General features: G+C 62.2%; 14 protein-coding genes and 1 riboswitch. Of the genes, 4 read left to right on the forward strand and 10 right to left on the reverse strand.

The window, feature by feature from the left end; all coding sequences use genetic code 11:
* The first annotated feature begins 222 nt into the window (after window positions 1–222).
* Complete coding sequence (locus tag AAHK20_RS04525) at window positions 223–1,494, forward strand: MFS transporter (RefSeq protein WP_449180246.1); 1,272 nt, start codon at window positions 223–225, stop codon at window positions 1,492–1,494.
* Here AAHK20_RS04525 and AAHK20_RS04530 read toward each other — a convergent pair.
* A complete protein-coding gene (locus tag AAHK20_RS04530; RefSeq protein ID WP_449180247.1) occupies window positions 1,491–2,528 on the reverse strand; it encodes an AraC family transcriptional regulator in 1,038 nt (345 codons plus the stop codon). The two genes, AAHK20_RS04525 and AAHK20_RS04530, sit on opposite strands and share 4 nt — an antisense overlap.
* Window positions 2,529–2,714: 186 nt before the next feature.
* Here AAHK20_RS04530 and AAHK20_RS04535 point away from each other — a divergent pair, with 186 nt between their 5' ends.
* Window positions 2,715–2,999, forward strand: coding sequence for a hypothetical protein (locus AAHK20_RS04535; RefSeq protein WP_449180248.1), 285 nt, complete (start codon window positions 2,715–2,717; stop codon window positions 2,997–2,999).
* 144 nt (window positions 3,000–3,143) lie between these two features.
* Here AAHK20_RS04535 and AAHK20_RS04540 read toward each other — a convergent pair whose 3' ends face one another.
* Window positions 3,144–3,944, reverse strand: a complete 801-nt coding sequence (locus AAHK20_RS04540; protein ID WP_449180249.1) for an NAD-binding protein — start codon at window positions 3,942–3,944, stop codon at window positions 3,144–3,146.
* A gap of 182 nt (window positions 3,945–4,126) precedes the next feature.
* Window positions 4,127–4,230: riboswitch (SAM-I-IV-variant riboswitch) on the forward strand.
* Between the two features lie 43 nt (window positions 4,231–4,273).
* Between AAHK20_RS04540 and AAHK20_RS04545 the strand changes: the two genes are divergently transcribed.
* The gene (locus tag AAHK20_RS04545; protein WP_449180250.1) at window positions 4,274–4,615 is read left to right on the forward strand and encodes a hypothetical protein; all 342 of its coding nucleotides are present in this window, start codon (window positions 4,274–4,276) and stop codon (window positions 4,613–4,615) included.
* A gap of 793 nt (window positions 4,616–5,408) precedes the next feature.
* Here AAHK20_RS04545 and AAHK20_RS04550 read toward each other — a convergent pair.
* Together AAHK20_RS04550 and AAHK20_RS04555 are read right to left on the reverse strand one after the other, a co-directional pair.
* Window positions 5,409–5,531, reverse strand: coding sequence for a hypothetical protein (locus AAHK20_RS04550; RefSeq protein WP_449180251.1), 123 nt, complete (start codon window positions 5,529–5,531; stop codon window positions 5,409–5,411).
* A 297-nt stretch (window positions 5,532–5,828) separates the two neighbouring features.
* A complete protein-coding gene (locus tag AAHK20_RS04555) occupies window positions 5,829–6,185 on the reverse strand; it encodes a hypothetical protein (protein WP_449180252.1) in 357 nt (118 codons plus the stop codon).
* Between AAHK20_RS04555 and AAHK20_RS04560 the strand changes: the two genes are divergently transcribed.
* Complete coding sequence (locus AAHK20_RS04560; protein ID WP_449180253.1) at window positions 6,151–7,866, forward strand: hypothetical protein; 1,716 nt, start codon at window positions 6,151–6,153, stop codon at window positions 7,864–7,866. The genes AAHK20_RS04555 and AAHK20_RS04560 overlap by 35 nt on opposite strands.
* 24 nt (window positions 7,867–7,890) lie before the next feature.
* On the opposite strand, the gene AAHK20_RS04565 is transcribed toward AAHK20_RS04560, so the two are convergent.
* The 6 genes from AAHK20_RS04565 to AAHK20_RS04590 all read right to left on the reverse strand — a co-directional run bounded on the left by AAHK20_RS04565 (window position 7,891) and on the right by AAHK20_RS04590 (window position 15,303).
* Window positions 7,891–10,077 carry a prolyl oligopeptidase family serine peptidase gene (locus tag AAHK20_RS04565; protein ID WP_449180254.1) on the reverse strand — a complete coding sequence of 729 codons (2,187 nt, stop codon included), beginning with the start codon at window positions 10,075–10,077 and terminating at the stop codon, window positions 7,891–7,893.
* 147 nt (window positions 10,078–10,224) lie between these two features.
* The gene (locus AAHK20_RS04570) at window positions 10,225–10,656 is read right to left on the reverse strand and encodes a DUF1801 domain-containing protein (RefSeq protein ID WP_449180255.1); all 432 of its coding nucleotides are present in this window, start codon (window positions 10,654–10,656) and stop codon (window positions 10,225–10,227) included.
* 161 nt (window positions 10,657–10,817) lie between these two features.
* A complete protein-coding gene (locus AAHK20_RS04575; protein ID WP_449180256.1) occupies window positions 10,818–11,471 on the reverse strand; it encodes an OmpA family protein in 654 nt (217 codons plus the stop codon).
* On the reverse strand, window positions 11,471–12,235 hold the full coding sequence (locus AAHK20_RS04580; protein WP_449180257.1) for a flagellar motor protein: 765 nt from the start codon (window positions 12,233–12,235) through the stop codon (window positions 11,471–11,473). Before AAHK20_RS04580 ends, AAHK20_RS04575 begins: the two co-directional genes overlap by 1 nt.
* A 1-nt stretch (window position 12,236) precedes the next feature.
* Window positions 12,237–13,484 carry a cyclic nucleotide-binding domain-containing protein gene (locus tag AAHK20_RS04585; RefSeq protein WP_449180258.1) on the reverse strand — a complete coding sequence of 416 codons (1,248 nt, stop codon included), beginning with the start codon at window positions 13,482–13,484 and terminating at the stop codon, window positions 12,237–12,239.
* 226 nt (window positions 13,485–13,710) lie between these two features.
* Window positions 13,711–15,303: an MFS transporter gene (locus AAHK20_RS04590; protein ID WP_449180259.1), complete on the reverse strand. Its 1,593-nt coding sequence runs from the start codon at window positions 15,301–15,303 to the stop codon at window positions 13,711–13,713.
* Window positions 15,304–15,361: the final 58 nt, after the last annotated feature.

Below are 15,361 nucleotides of genomic sequence, written 5' to 3' on the forward strand. Positions count from 1 at the left end.
CTGCTGGAGTGTGCCGCGATCGCGCAAGATTGTGTTTGATCGATTCTCTGAATTCCTTGCCCAATTCTGTTGGGCGCATGCCCCATGAATGAGTGGCGAGTTTCGCAGCCATGCGGCATAAAGTTTTCTGGCCGCCGACCGTAAAGATGGAGACGGAATATTCCATTTAGCGCACCGCTCGTCACTCGCAGCCATGCAGTCGAGCTGCGCACCACCTCACTCATGCACAACGTAGCCGACAAGATCGCCGTCCCGACCCGAGCCGATTTCACGCGATACATCGTTGCGATCGTGATCGGCAACGGCTTCGTCACGTACGACTTCACTGTCTACAGCTTCTCCGCGGTCCTGATCGGCAAGCTGTACTTTCCATCGAGCAACCCCGCGTCATCCGTTCTGCTCTCGCTCGCCACCTTCGGCGCGGGCTTCGTGATGCGGCCGCTCGGCGCGATCCTGATCGGCCATATCGCCGACACGCGCGGCCGCAAAGCCGGCATGACCGTGTCCTTGCTGCTGATGACGATCGGCACGTGGACCATCGCGTGCCTGCCGACGGTTGCGTCGATCGGCGCCGCGGCCACCGTGCTCATGGTCGCCGCGCGATTGACGCAAGGGCTCGCGGCGGGGGGCGAGATCGGGCCTGCGTCGGCGACGCTGATGGAGTCGGCGCCCTACGAGCGACGCTGTTTCATGGTGAGCTGGCGCGGCGCGAGCCAAGGCGCGGCGGCGTTCGCGGCGGCGCTCGTCGGTGCGATGACCGCCGCGCTGCTGTCGCCTGCGGCGATAGAAGCGTGGGGATGGCGCATTCCGTTCGTGCTGGGCGGCCTGATCGGCCCGGTCGGCTGGTATCTGCGGCGCCACATGCCGACGGCGAACATGGATCGGCAGCCGCGCGGCCCCACGCCCGCACGCTTGCTGGCGGAGCATCCGCGCACGCTGGTCTACGGCATCTTGAACACGGCCGCGACAACGGTGAGCATCTATCTGACCGTGTTCTACATGCCGGCCTATCTGGTGCGCACGCTGCACCGGCCTGCCGCGTTCAGCATGCTGACCGCGTGCCTGTCGGGTCTCGTGATCATGGTGGCGACGCCGCTGGTCGCCCGCGCCGCCGACCGGCACGCGAGCCGCAAGACGCTTCAATATGCGTTGCTCCTGGCCTCGCTCGCTGCCGCCTACCCCGTGTTCTGGGCGCTGAACCACGGCGTCAGCGACATCGCCGCGCTCGTCATCATCACGGTCTACGTGGCGGTGGCGGTGAACAACGCCGGCGCGAGTTCGACGATGATGCTCGAAGCGTTTCCGAAACATCAGCGCGCGGCCGGCGTCGCCGTGATCTACGCGCTCGGCGTGGTGATATTCGGCGGATTCTCGCCGTTCCTCGTGACGTGGCTCATCGAGCTGACGCGCAACCCGATGGTCCCCGCGTGGTATCTGATGGCGGCGACCGTCGTCACGCTCGTCGGCTTGAATCGCTTTCCCGAGTCCGCTTAAGCCGCCGCTGCCGCGCCATGCTGCAGCGCGAGCGCACGTGCGCGCATTTCCTGCGGGCTCATCTCGAAGGCGCGGCGAAACGCGCGGGAAAAATCCGAGGTGCTGTTAAAGCCGAGCCCATAAGCGATTTCCGTCACGGGGAGATGCGGATAACGCACCAGTTCGTCCGCAGCCGCTCGTAGCCTGCTATTGCGGATATACGCACCAAGTCCGCCTTCGTGCTCGAACCAGCGATAGATCGTCGAGCGTTTCAACTGCAGCCCGTCGACGACGCTCGCCGGCGTCAGATCGCCCCGGTGCAAATTGGCCTCGACGTAGCGCCGAACCTTCCCGATGACCGCGGCTTGCAGCGAGGCACGGTCAGCACCCTTCAAGCTCGTGTCGTGCCGGAACGCGGCGATCAGAAGGTCGGCGCTGGTGTTCAAAGCATCGGCTGCGCTGCCGGAGTCGAGCTTGGCAATGTCCCCGACGATCCCGGCCGCGTGATCCAGGATCAGACGCACAAGCGGCGACTCCTGCGGGACGACCCGGCCATGAATCGAATCGACGTCCGGCACCCCCTCGGCCACGATCTCTCTCGGCACGAACATCGTCAGCACACGGCATGCGCCTCGTTCGACTTTGAACGGCTGGTTCAAATCCAGCGCGACGATGCCCTGCTGCGGATCGGCGGCACTGCGCTTCTTGTGCATGCCGGTGACGCTGCCGACGCCACCCTCCAGAAACATATGGAAGGCGATATTCCGGTTCCTATCGGTGGAAACGCGCGCGACCGAGCGCTCGAGGACCATCGCGTCGGTGCTGCAATCGGTAAAGGTCAGGCCGCCGGCGCCGTAAAAATCGATGTGTCCGTTGAATCCCTCTGAAAGCTGCTGCTTCGACGGCGGCACGTCCACCACGTGCCCCACGCGAGCGCGCCAAGCCAGCAATTGTTCGGTGGCGATGAGCGAGCGGGTGCTGAAAGTGTGCGTCACGATGCCGTCACCAAGTGCGGCGTCGCGGGTGGTGCCGTTCAGCTTCGAACGCTCGGTCATGGTGCCTTTCGACAAGGGAAGAAATGCGGTGCCGCTTATGGCGGCAACTTTAAATGGTTAACGGCTGCCGGCACCAAGAAGTGAGACGCACGGTCAAGCCTAGCAAAAAAACCGCGATATCGTTGCTGCGGTTAAGGCTTCCAAAGCCTTTGCACGGGAAGCGGGGGCTCCTGACATGAGATCGACATGACTCTCACCAGCGACCAACCAACAGCCAAGACTGGGGCACTGCTGCCAGCGCGGCTCGCGGACAGCCAGCTCGATCACTTCGAGCACATGGTCCAGCTCGTCACGCGCGCCGACGCCGACATCGCGGCGATCCGGTTCGATGCCGAGTACTGGGAAAAGCGCATTCGCGCGTTCGTCAAAACGTACGATCTCGTGCCCCTTCAACGATGCCGCGTGATCGCGATGCTCGACCTGCTCGAGCGACACGCGCTGCTCAAAGCACACCAGGGAACGTCAGCCTGAGAGAAGCGGTAGAAAATGCACGGCTTGCATTGCGCGCGACGACGCGCATGCGAATAGGGGCCGGCTAGTTAAAAAACAAAAACCTATGATGGGCCGAAGATTCACGCAATCTTCGGCCTTTTTTTCTGATGAGCACGACGGGCGTCATTTCGTGGCCTCGGCGCGAGCCGCAAGTTTCCCGACCAGCGCATCCGCGACGAGTTCATCCATGATCACGACGTTGGTTGCGCCGGCGCTTTCCAGCAAGGTCTTCCTCAACCCGTTCTCCCCCGGCACCGAGATCGCGAGCGAGCCGTTCAGCGTGTGCGACAGTAGCGTAACGGCGAGATTGTTATTGGAGTCGGGGGTCGTCACGACAAGCGACTTGGCGCTGTCCAGGCGCGCATTCTTGAGCACGTCGTCGAACACCCCGGGCAATCCGAGCACGACCATGTGGCCATGATCCGTGGCTCGGTCTGCCTGAGCCTGATCGCTGACGAGCACGAGCACGGTCTCGCCCGCTTCGCGCAGGCGCTTGGCGACCAGCTCGCCAAGCGAGTGGAAGCCGACGACCACGACATGGTTGGAGAGTTGCGCGAGCTTGCGTTCCATCACCCTGTTCTCCTTGTAGATCATCACGTCGTCGCCGGACAGCATGCCCGTGAGCCTCGACACGGCGTATCCACCGACCACCAGCGTGGCGAACATCGCCAGCACCATGAACAGCTTCTGAGGCTCGTTGAGTTCGGAAAAATCGCCGAGCGTCGTGATGAGATTCGCGCTGTCCCACAGGGCCGCGAAGATTTTGTTCGCGAATGGCGCATTCGATTGATCGAGCAGGACGAGCCCGACGGTCGCGCCGCCCAGGATCAGGAACAGCAGGCCGACCGTGCGGCGCGCGCGGCGCGTCCACTCGCGCACCCGGATGGCGCCAAGACGCGGCTCGTTAACACGAAAAATCCACATTGGCCCCTCGTATGGTCGAACTTGGAATAAGCGCGAACGCAAGGCTGCGGGTGCGCCGCAACAACGGCAGCGCGGCCTGACGCGGCATCATTGCACAGCGTCTTCGTGCTTGTCATGCGCCCCACGCCCATCGAGCGGCCGATTGCACGCTTGGCCGAGCACGACGGCATTTGCTATCATGCGTTCTGCATCCAGAGTCGGACGAGTCCGACGCCAACCTGCCTTCCCGGGCAAGGTGGAAGCCTTCGGGCGATGCGGCCGATTGTCGGCAACGAAGCGGGAGCGGCATAGCTTGCACCGGTTCGAATCACTCACTTTCCGGAGCTGCTATGCGTCAAACCCTCGCCTCACAACCCGCAGTGGACCACGTCGAAAACTGGTCAGCCTGTCTGCCGGGTTCTCAACTGACTCACATCCTCCATCTCGTCTCCGTTGCACGCCAGGACGTCGTGTCACGCGTCAAAGCGCATCTCAAAGCGCAACAAGCCTCTGTCAGCGATTTTGTGGTGTTACGAAGCGGCGACGTCCTCGATCAGAAGATCGTACTGGACGGCATCGGCGAGCGAGGGGCCAACGCACTGCGCGAGCAGCTTTTGATTCTCGACGGCGTATTGCGCATTCGCCTCGAGCATCGTTTTGTGCGCGGGCGCAGGGTAAACGGCAGGGCTTGAGTGGACGCCGGAGCGGCGCGTTATTGATTTGCGCGTTCGTTCGGTGTGCTCGCGCAACGTGAGCACACCGAGCTCAAGAATTCCGCCAATAACCGTTAGCATTTTGAATGACAAAGAAAGGCAAATGAATTAATTTGCATATTCAAATCCTTTCACCGTGAAAGAATAGCGATATCCGGGTCGAAATCAAAAGGCGCTTTTGGAATCATCCGGCGCAAATCCTACCTGCTATACTCCCGCAGCTTTAAAAAGTCGTCGAAATCCAATTAGGATAATCATGCCAATTCGCATTTCCGAATTGGCAAATCAATACTAATGGCGGAATTGGATAGTATTTCGAAATGCTATTTTTAAAGAGGGTCGAAAACTTAAGGCCCATTTTGACACGCACCAGGTCCGTTTCCGACGGGCAAATGTCTGCTAAATACAGGGACCTTCAGGGATATTGGCCCGCAATTCGGGTTTGATTAAAGCATTTATTTCCGAAGCAGCCCGGTCAATAACATCGATTCCCATTCGAGTCACGTCATTTTTTGAGGATTAATTGCCTTTTTCCAAATTTAGATTTCCATTAGCATGCGACGTGCCTAAATCCTCAGACTCAACCACGCAAAAAGGGTCACGTCGTGTCGAATCGAGAAGCCATAAATCTTCGTCTATCCGCCATTCCAATTTGGCGGATCAATACTAGAGTACGTTTTACCGAAGTCCTGTTCGGGTTGATGTTGAGCCTCGCGGCGCTCTGGACTACCAGCGCTCACGCTCAGAGCACCCTCAACGTCGGCGGGGTCACTTACACGCTTTGCGCGCAAGAGAACCAGTTCTGCTCGTTCTCCGGGTCCGCCAAAGTGATCTTCGGCACCAGCACCTCGTATGACGTCAACGGACCGTTCACGAACGGCGTGAGCTGCACCAACGGCGTCGTTTCCTCAACCGATCCGGCCTACGGCTATTCGAAGAGCTGCTGGTACGCCAGCGGGACGTCGAGCAGCACGGGCTCCAGCTCTGGCTCCGGCTCGACCACCAGCACGGGCACCGGAAGCTCCACGACGGGGACAACCTCGTGGACCAAATGCGCGTCTGAAAACGGCTACTGCTCCTTCACGGGGACGGTGAACGTGATCTTCGGCGCCAGCACGACCGCTAACAACGTGACGAAGAGCTTCACGAACGGCGTGGCGTGCACGAACACGGCGTTCGGCGGCGATCCCGCCTACGGCACGAACAAGAGCTGCTGGATTCCGTCGACCTCCACCGCCTCCACGGGCTCCGGTTCGACGTCGGGCACCAGCACGGGCAGCACTTCCGGCTCGACGTCCGGCTCGACGTCCGGCTCGACGTCCGGCTCGAAGACGGGCTCGAGCACCGGCTCGACCACGGGCACGGGTAGCACCACGGGTTCGGGTTCGAGCACCGGCACGAGCAGCGGCTCCGGATCGTCGTCGACTACGGGCAGCTCCTCGACGGGCACGTCGTCGAGCGGCGCCATCAGCTGCGCCGCGCCCGCGACGTCATCCGGCGGCAGCACCAACGGCGTGATCACCGCCGATACGCCGAGCTCGGATGGCACGCGCCTGTTCGCTGCGGGCAGCACGTTCCCGATGCAGTTCGTCACCAACGCGTCGTCGTCCGATACCGTCACGTGGTCCGTTCAAGATGCCCTCGGCAACATCAAGGGCAGCGGCACGTTCCCGGTCGCAAGCGGCGCGCAGACGAACACGCTCTCGTGCAAGTCCTCGCTCGGCGGCTACTTCGCCGTGACCGCGACACTCGCCAACGCAGGCGGCACCCTGCCTGAAGCCGGCACGCGTCCGTCCGGCATTGCCACGTTCGGCATCATGCCCAACGTCTCGAGCGCCATCCCGACCGTCTCGTACGCGCACCAGGATCAACACCGCTTCGGCATGCAGGGCTTCAACAGCAATGCCGCCGCGCTGTCGGATCTCGGCATCTCGCAGACGATCGACGACCGCGAGCTCTCCACGATGGAGCCGAGCGGCCCGAACACGTGGACGCCGTCGCTCTCGAGCCTCGACTCGGCCTACACGAGTGGCAAGGTCATGCGTCTCGTGCGCCTCGACGGCATTCCCGCGTGGGCCAGCCCCACCGGCGGCTATCAGGACGACACGAACGCGCCGACCAACATGAGCTACTACCAGAGCTACATGCAGCGCGTCGGCACGGATACGGAAGCGGACCGCAAGGCTTACTTCCCGAACCAGTCGAAGAACTACTACCAGGTGACGTGGGAGCCGCAGTGGGTGGATTCGCAGGCGAACTTCGTCTCGATGTACGCGGCGGTCTACAAGGGCCTGCATGCGACGGACCCGAACGCCGTCGTCATGGGCACGACCAACCCGCTGGTGGCGAACTGCTCGACCGAGTGCACGAGCGGCTATCTGCAAACCTACGCGGCACTGGGCTTGGGCCAGTACATCGACGGCGTCACGACGCACGGCTACTACAACGCCGGCACGTACCCGGCGCATCCGCCGGAGCTGTATGACACGGACTCGAACCCGGCGAACGTGGCCAACGCGCTCGACAAGCAGATGCAGCAACTGCGCTCGGAAATGCAGACGATCAAGCCGAACATGAAGCTCTGGTCGACCGAGCTCGGCATCAGCTACGACTCGAACGTGAACTACGGCCCGAACTCGCCGTCGGCCAACCAGCTCTACGCACAGGCTGCTGTCGCCGCGCGCGCACACCTGATCATCCTCGGCGAAGGCGCACAGGTGACGTACTTCTTCTACGGGCCGGATTACCCGGGTGAAGTCGGCTACGGTTCGTTCTTCGACATCGTCGATGCGCAGGGCAACTACGGTGCAACGAACCTGAGCCCGAAGCCGGAAGCGATGGCGTTCGCAGCCATGACGCGCATTGTCGACGGCACGCAGACGCTCGGACGCCTGAACGGCTTGCCGTCGATGGTGTACGGCTATGCGTTCCAGCAACTCTCGGGCAACACGGTCATCACCGCCTTGTGGACGCACAACAATGCGCAGTGGCCGACGTCGGCGGGCAGCTATAGCTCGACGTACAGCACGAGCTACTCGCTGACCGTCGATTCGAGCGGCGCGAGCGGCAACGTGACGGTGCTCGACATGATGGGCAACGCGAGCACCGTGCCTTACACGAACGGCGTGGTGAATCTGACGCTGACCGAGGCCCCGATCTACGTCGTGTCCTCGAATCCGAGCGCGATCAAGGCCAACGTCACCGTACCGACCGGCTACACCGGGCAATAACGGCTAAGGAAGACGCCGCGGCAATCACTGCCGCGGCTGAAACCCTGCCACTCCCATCTGCCACAACGCGAACGACCACGAGTCGGCCAGCTGGTTCGCGCGTTGCGCGGTGCTCGAACCCATGCCGTGACCGGCGTCGTAGTCGACGCGCAACAGCACCGGACGGCCGCTGCTCGTGGCTTCTTGCACGCGAGCGGCCATCTTCATCATGTGCCACGGCGACACGCGCGGATCGTTGGCTCCCGTTGTAAACAGCACTGCGGGATAAGGCGTGCCGTCATGGATGTGCGCATAGGCGCTCATCGCATACAGGCCATGAAAACCGGCTTCGGTTGAAGTCGAGCCCATCTCCGGCACATTCGGCGGACCGTTCGGTTCCGTCTCGAAGCGCAACGCATCCGACACGCCGACGTCGTCAAGCACGACGCGGAACAGCCCCGGATCGATCGTCAGCGCACCTCCCATCACAATCCCGCCCGCGCTCCGGCCATTGGCAGCCAGATACTTCGACTGCGTGTAGCGTTGCCCGATCATGTGGCGCGCGGAAGCGATGAAGTCGAGCATCGTGTTGATCTTCGTGAGCTTCTGTCCCGCGCGATGCCATGCGTCGCCGTATTCCCCGCCGCCGCGCATGTGCGAGACCGCGAGGATGCCGCCCTGGTCGAGCCACGCTTGCCACTCGGGCCGGTACGCCGGGTCCAGCGACAGGCCGTAGCTGCCGTAGCCCAACACGATCGTCGGGTGCGAGCCGTCGCGCGTTACGCCCTTCTTCGCGATGATCGACACCGGCACGCGCGTGCCGTCGTAGCTCGTGGCGAACTCGTCGTGCGCTTCGTATGCGTCGGATTCCGTCTTCGACGGCGGAACGAGGCCGGTGTCGGTAGCGGCAGCCGCGCCCGGCTGATACGCCATCTCGCGAGGCGCCTTGACCCAGCCTTGCAGGCCGAACATGACGCCAGGCGCGTGCGCGTCGGTGGCCAGGCCGCGGATGGTGCCGTCAAACGGAAGCGCGATCGACTTGCTGTCCTTGCCGTCGAACGACACGCGCTGAAGCTGGAAGCTCGCGCCGGCGCGTTCGGACACGTAAATGGCGTCGCTCGCGAGTTCGAACCCGTCGATCACGTTCGCGCCTTGCGGCACGACCGTATCGGCAAGCGCAAGATCCGGATGGGCGAGCGGCATCGACACAATCTGGAAGCGCGGTGCGCCTTTTTCCGTCAGCACGTAAAGACGATCGCCGCGCAACTGCACATCGGTCACGCCGTCTTCGGGCGTCGCGATCTTCTTCCACGGCGTCTTTGCACCATTGATCTTGTCGAGCGGCGCGACGTAGAAGGTGTTCGGGTTGTCGTCCATGTTGCGATTCGCGACAGCGACGGCATACCGCGAATCCGGCGACAGCAGCACATAGGTCGCCTGACCTTCCGGCACCTCGACATCCTTCGATACGCCTTTGCCGAAGACCGCTTCGTCGCCGTCGCCTTCGGGGTGCTGGCCGAGCACGTGCAGGAACGTCGCGGCGTTGTACTCGCTCAACGCGGGCGGCGTGTCGGGCCCGGCTTTCGGATAGCGCAGGTAGAAGAACGACTGGTTGTCGTTGCGCCACGACACGACGCAATCGCTCGTGCGGTCGATCGACTCCGCGAGCGCCTTGCCGGTCTTCAAATCCATCACGTGCAGCACGCTCTTTTCCGAGCCGCCTTCGGAAATGCCGTATGCGACATAGCGGCCGTCCCACGACGGCGAATACCAGTCGAGCGCGAAGTGGTGTGCGCTGTCCGTGGAGAGCTTCGCCGGATCGACGAGCACATGCTCCTCGCCGTTGATGCCGTCGCGATACGCGAGCTTCGGCACGCTGGCGCCGGGCTCGAACAGGTCGTAGAAGAGCCGGTCGCCGCGACGCGTGAAGTTGTCGCGCCGCAAGTCGTTGCCCATCAAGCTCTGGATGCGCTGGGCCATCGTGGCGCGCCCCGGAATGCTGTCGAGCACCTTTCGGGTGTAGTCAGCTTGCCCTTTCATCCAGTGCTGGACTTCCGGGTCTTTCAGATTTTCCATGTAGCGGTAGTCGTCGACGACCGGCGTGCCGTAGTAGGTATCGGTAACGGGACGGATCGGGGCGACTGGGGGACCATCAGCGGACCATGATGCGCTGGAGGCGGCGAAGAGGGAGGAAGCGAGCGTTACGGCAAGTAGAGGCTTTGTTGATTTCATTCGGGCTCTCGAAGTAACAATGCGCGAGACGGTTGTCGCGCGTGCTTGATCGGCCTTGTGGGCCGAAGCGTCGGCGTCTTTATATACCGACAAAATTCGGCAATCTTCAGAACGCGGATGGGTGAGGCGTCAACTAGAGCGTCACGCCTAGCCAGCTTTGTCTACTTTCTTCGCGCGACTTGCCGCGGGCGCGGTCTTCTTCGGCGCGTTCTTCTTCAGATGGGTGTGGTTGTATTCGATGGCGGCGCGCACGAGAGTCTTCAGCGCGCGCTCGTTGATCTTGTCGCCCTCGAAGAAATCGATGGCTCGCCTGGCATTGCCTTCGAGGCCGGCGTTGAAAAGATTGTCAGGATCGGGCAGGCTCGCCCCATACATAAAGGTCAGCTTCACCTTCCCTTTGTGAGCGTCGGCGACCGCGATGATGCCGTCGCGCTCCCACACCGGGCTTCCCATCCACTTCCACTCCTCGATGATGTCCGGGTCGGCGGCCAGGATGGTCTTGCGAACGCTGGCGAAGGTTTTACCGCGCCAGTCCGTGATGCCGGCGATCAACTCGTCGATACGTTCCGATGGATTCATAGGGTCTCCGTGCCTCGAATTCGGGTCCCCTTTTTGGGTGACCGCGGTGGACCGAATATAAGCACGGAGATCGTAGAGGAGTAAAGCGTAAGCGTGAAACGGCGCGGGGCTCCCGATCTAGTCGCGGGAACCACCGGCCATGTCGAGTGAGAAGGACGCTCTCAGTACTGAACCAGGATCGTCACGCGTCGATTGGCTGCGCGCGCCGCTTCATCGTCACCGATGACGAGCGGGATATTGTCGGCTCGGCCGATCGCCGCGAGCCTATGAGGCTCGATGCCCTTGTCGACGAGAAACCGCACCACGGCCCCCGCGCGCGCCGACGAAAGCTCCCAGTTGGACTCGTATTTTTCGGTGGCGATGGGCACGCTATCGGAATGGCCTTCGACGAGGATATTGCTCGACGAATAGTTCTTGAGCACCGTCGCCACCTGGCTCAGCACATCCATCGAATCCGGCAGCAAGCGCGCATCGCCCGAATGAAACAGGACCTTCGCGTTGATGCCGATTTCGACGCCCTGCGAGTTCTCGCTCAGCGTCAATTGGTTTTGGTCGCGAAGCGCACCAAGCAGCGATATCAGCTCCTTCTTCGCCGCTTCTTTCTTGCCGCTTGCAGCGTCCGTAGTCTCGACGCTCTTTGCCGCCTTGACGATGCGCTGCGTCTCGACCGTCGTCTCCAACTGACGATACTTGGCCAGCTCCAGCGCATAAAGCGCGAGGAACAGCACCATCAGCGTCGTGATCAGATCCGAATACGAAATGAGCCAGCGCTCGGTGCTGCCTCCGGCGTCCTCGTCTTTATGCAACTCGTTCATCACGCGAGCACTTCCTTCGACCGTTGACGCACATCGCCGGTCAGACGCGTCTCGATGGTTTGCGGAGACTCCCTGCGGGAAATGGCGAGAAAGCCATCGAGGTAGAGCTTTTGCAAACGCAACTCGCTATCCACCTGCGCCTTGATCTTCCCGTACAGCGGCAGGAACATCAGGTTCGCAAAGCCGAGCCCGTAGAGCGTCGTGACGAATGCCACCGCGATCCCTTGCCCGAGTTGCGAGGGCTCGAGAATGTGGCCCGTCACCTGGATCAGACCCAGCACCGAGCCCAGGATGCCGAACGTCGGCGCATAGCCGCCCGCTTGCATCCAAATCCGCGCGGCCGCCATGTGATTGCGCTCGTAGGCCTCGACTTCGCGCTGCAGCGCGTCTTCGAGCACCGCCGTCGATACGCCGTTTGCCAGCAGCTCCAAGCCTCTTCTCGCGAACGGATCGATGCCTTTGACGTCCATGCCTTCGAACGCGAGCATGCCGTTCAGCTTCGCGTGATCGCCCCATTCGAGCAGCCTGGACAAGCTGTCCTGATCGACCGCCTTCGCCTTCGTGAACGCGAGGCCGATCTGCTTGACGCCGTCGAAGAAACGCGCCCAGGTGTTCTGAATCATGACCGCGCCGATCGTGCCGCCAAGCACGATCACGAACGCTTCAAGCTGAAAGAGCGTAGCGAACCGGCCGCCTTCGAGCGAAAAGCCGAAGACGATCGCCGTCACGCCCAGCAGCGCGCCGCATAGCGTCAGGATGTCCATGTCATTCCTTGAAGGCGGGCATTGCCGACGACGACGAATTGAGCGCAGGAGACTTGATCGCCTTCACCGTCTCCATGAACCGCTGCTCGATATCCTGCACTTCGATCGGATCGACCTTGATGTCGCGCCGCATGATCCACGAGACTTCTTTCTTGCGCGCTTCGGTCATGACACCGAGCAGCCGCTCGGAGATCGACTCTTCCGCGATCGACGCAAGCAGCTTCGCGAGATCGTAGGTATCGAACGAGCTGACCGCATCGAACAGCGCGCGCTCGTCGACGAACTCGAGATCGCTGAGCGACTCCAGCTCCGTGACCGCACGGCGGCTGCGCCGCGAAAAGTACGAGACGCCCTTCTCTTCGACGTAGTTCAGCACGCTCGATTTGCGGAACGCGAAGATGTCCTCGGCGATTTCGCCATGAGACAGCTTGTTCAGAATGACCTTCTTTTCCACGCCGATCAGCGCTTCGAGATCGGACAGCTCGATCAGTTCGAGCTCGCTGGAGATGGCGAGATCGAGATCCTGATCGGCCACTTGCTGCGCGCGATCGGTGATCCGCACGGGATCGAACGTGACCATCTGGCGGTTGAGCGCGCTCGTGCTTTCGTCGGCCGACTGCGACGTCGCCGCTTTGCCCAGGTACTCCGAGCGCCCGTGCTCCATGGAGATCAGATTGAGCTTCTCCATGCGCCTGAGCATCGCCATCACGTGCAGGCGCGAATGACCGGCAATCGCGCGGCACTTCTTGACGACTTCGCCCAGCGGCACCGACGCCTCATCCTGGCGTGCGCGTCCGAGACGCTCCTCACGGTACTCGGCGCCCGCCATCAAGGACAGCACGTGCGCATACGACAGCACGCCCGGCAGGAACTCGGCATGCGTGTAAGTCGCGAGCAGATCGTCCTTCTTCTTGATGCGTCGAATCATCGTTCGCATCATGTGGCGCAAGAGCGGCGACACCCTTTCCAATTCTTCCTCGATCACGCTCACGTCGATGACGCTCAACTGGCAGAACGACAGCGCCTTGGCGGTGGACGTGCGCGGCTCCTGCGGCAGCAGCGCCGCCTCGCCGAAGAACTCGCCCTTGCCGAGCGTCGCCAGCACCACCTTCTTTTCGTCGCAACGCGTGGAGATTTCGACTTTGCCGTCCGCGATCACGTAGATCACCGGCTTGCCTGCGTACCCTTCGGAATAGATGACTTCGCCCGGAGCCGCCGTGCGCGACCATGACGAGTTTTGCTGCTTCACGATGTTCCCCTGCGGATATTGTTATGTGCCGTTCGGCACCGTGCGGACACGCTCACCGTCGCTACCGGTCCCCAGTCGCGGTGTCCTCAGTCACTACTTGGGATATCGACCTGACCCTCGCAGACTTTAGCGTTTTGGCCGTCGTTCAAAGGGATGAAATCGCGCGCAAACGTTTGTCTTTTCAAACGCGAGCAATAGTCTTACGAAAAATCTGCTTAATAACGCGTCAACTTTGTTGTGGCTGCGCCTCGAGAAAGCCCACTTTCACGGGCGGCACGAACCACGCGAGGCACAGCCCGATCAACGCCGCCGCGGCGGCGACCGTCAGGCCCACGTGTATCGAATCCACCAGCGCGCCACGCGCGGAACTCATCATCGCGTCGCCGGCGTGGCCCGCGCTCACGAGGCGGTTGATCAGCGCGGCCTGCTCCGCGCGATCGACGAGCAACTCGGGGCTCGCGAACGACTTGAACCACTGCGTCGCCTGATAGGAGTCGAGCGAACGATGCACGCCCATCGCGTAGAGATGGCCCAGGAGCGCCCCCGTCATCACCGTGCCCAGCATGCCGCCGAACGTGCGCAGCGATTGCAGCAATGCCGTGGCCGCGCCCAGGTGATCGCGCGAGACGATCTGCTGCGAACACACGGTCAGGCTCGTCCCCACCAGCCCGAGGCCCAGGCCGCTCGCGCCCATGCACGCCATCCACACGAGATGCGGCTCGTTGCCCTTCAACGCGACCACCGACAGGCTCGCGAACGCGGCGAGCGCAAAGCCGATGTACATGAGCGCGTTCGCGCGGCGGATGCGCGTGACCACGCGATTGTTCACGACGCTGCCGAGCGTCGTGCCGAGCAGGAGCGGCGTGATCAGCGTGCCCGAATCGTGCGGCGACATCGCATACCCGCCTTGGAACAGGAGCGGCACGTAGAACACCAGCGAGAACAGCGCAAAGCCGCCGAGCACCGACATCGCGAAGAGCGCGAAGAGCTTGCGGTCGAGCAGCATGTCGACCGGAATGATCGGGTAGCCCATGCGCTTTTCCCAGAAGAACAGCGTGAGCGCGCAGACCGTGACGAGCGTGCCGAGCATCATCGTCACATTGTTCCAGCCTTGCTTGGGCAACAGCTCGATCGTGAGCTGCAGCGCGCCGAACGTGACGGCCACGACGATCGCGCCGACCCAGTCTAAGCGCATTCGCGCGCCTTCACGCGAATGGCGAAGATGCGGTAAGAAACGGCGGACGAAGAAGAGCGCGACGATGCCAATCGGCACGTTGACGAAGAACACGAGGCGCCAGCCGCCGTATTGCGTCAGCATGCCGCCGAGCATCGGCCCGACCATGTTGGCCACCGCGAACGCCGACGTGACGAACACCAGCCAGCGCAGGCGCAGCTTTGGATCGGGAAAGAGATCGGCGACCGTTGCGAACACGGTGCCGATCATGATGCCGCCGCCGATCCCCTGCAGGCCGCGCGCGAGCACGAGCTCGAGCATGTTGGTGGCTATCCCGCACAGCACCGAGGCGACCGTGAAGACGATGATCGCGGCCAGCATGAACGGCTTGCGGCCGTACAGGTCGCCCAGGCGCCCGAAAATCGGAATCGTGATGACGGACGCGAGCATGTAGGCGGTCGCGACCCACGCGTAGAGATCGAAGCCCCTCAGCTCGGCGACGATGCGCGGCAGCGCGGTGCCGACGATGGTTTGATCGAGCGCGATCAGCATCGATACCGAGGCCACGCCGAGCATGGCCAATACCGATTCGCGAAACGGCAGCAGTTGCCGGCCTTCTTCGTGAACATCGATGCCCGTAGACATGACACGCTCCCAAGCGGTTCAATTCGAAGCCGTATACGAACCATCCCCCGCGAACGGA

The sequence above is a fragment of the Trinickia camelliae genome (assembly GCF_053525655.1).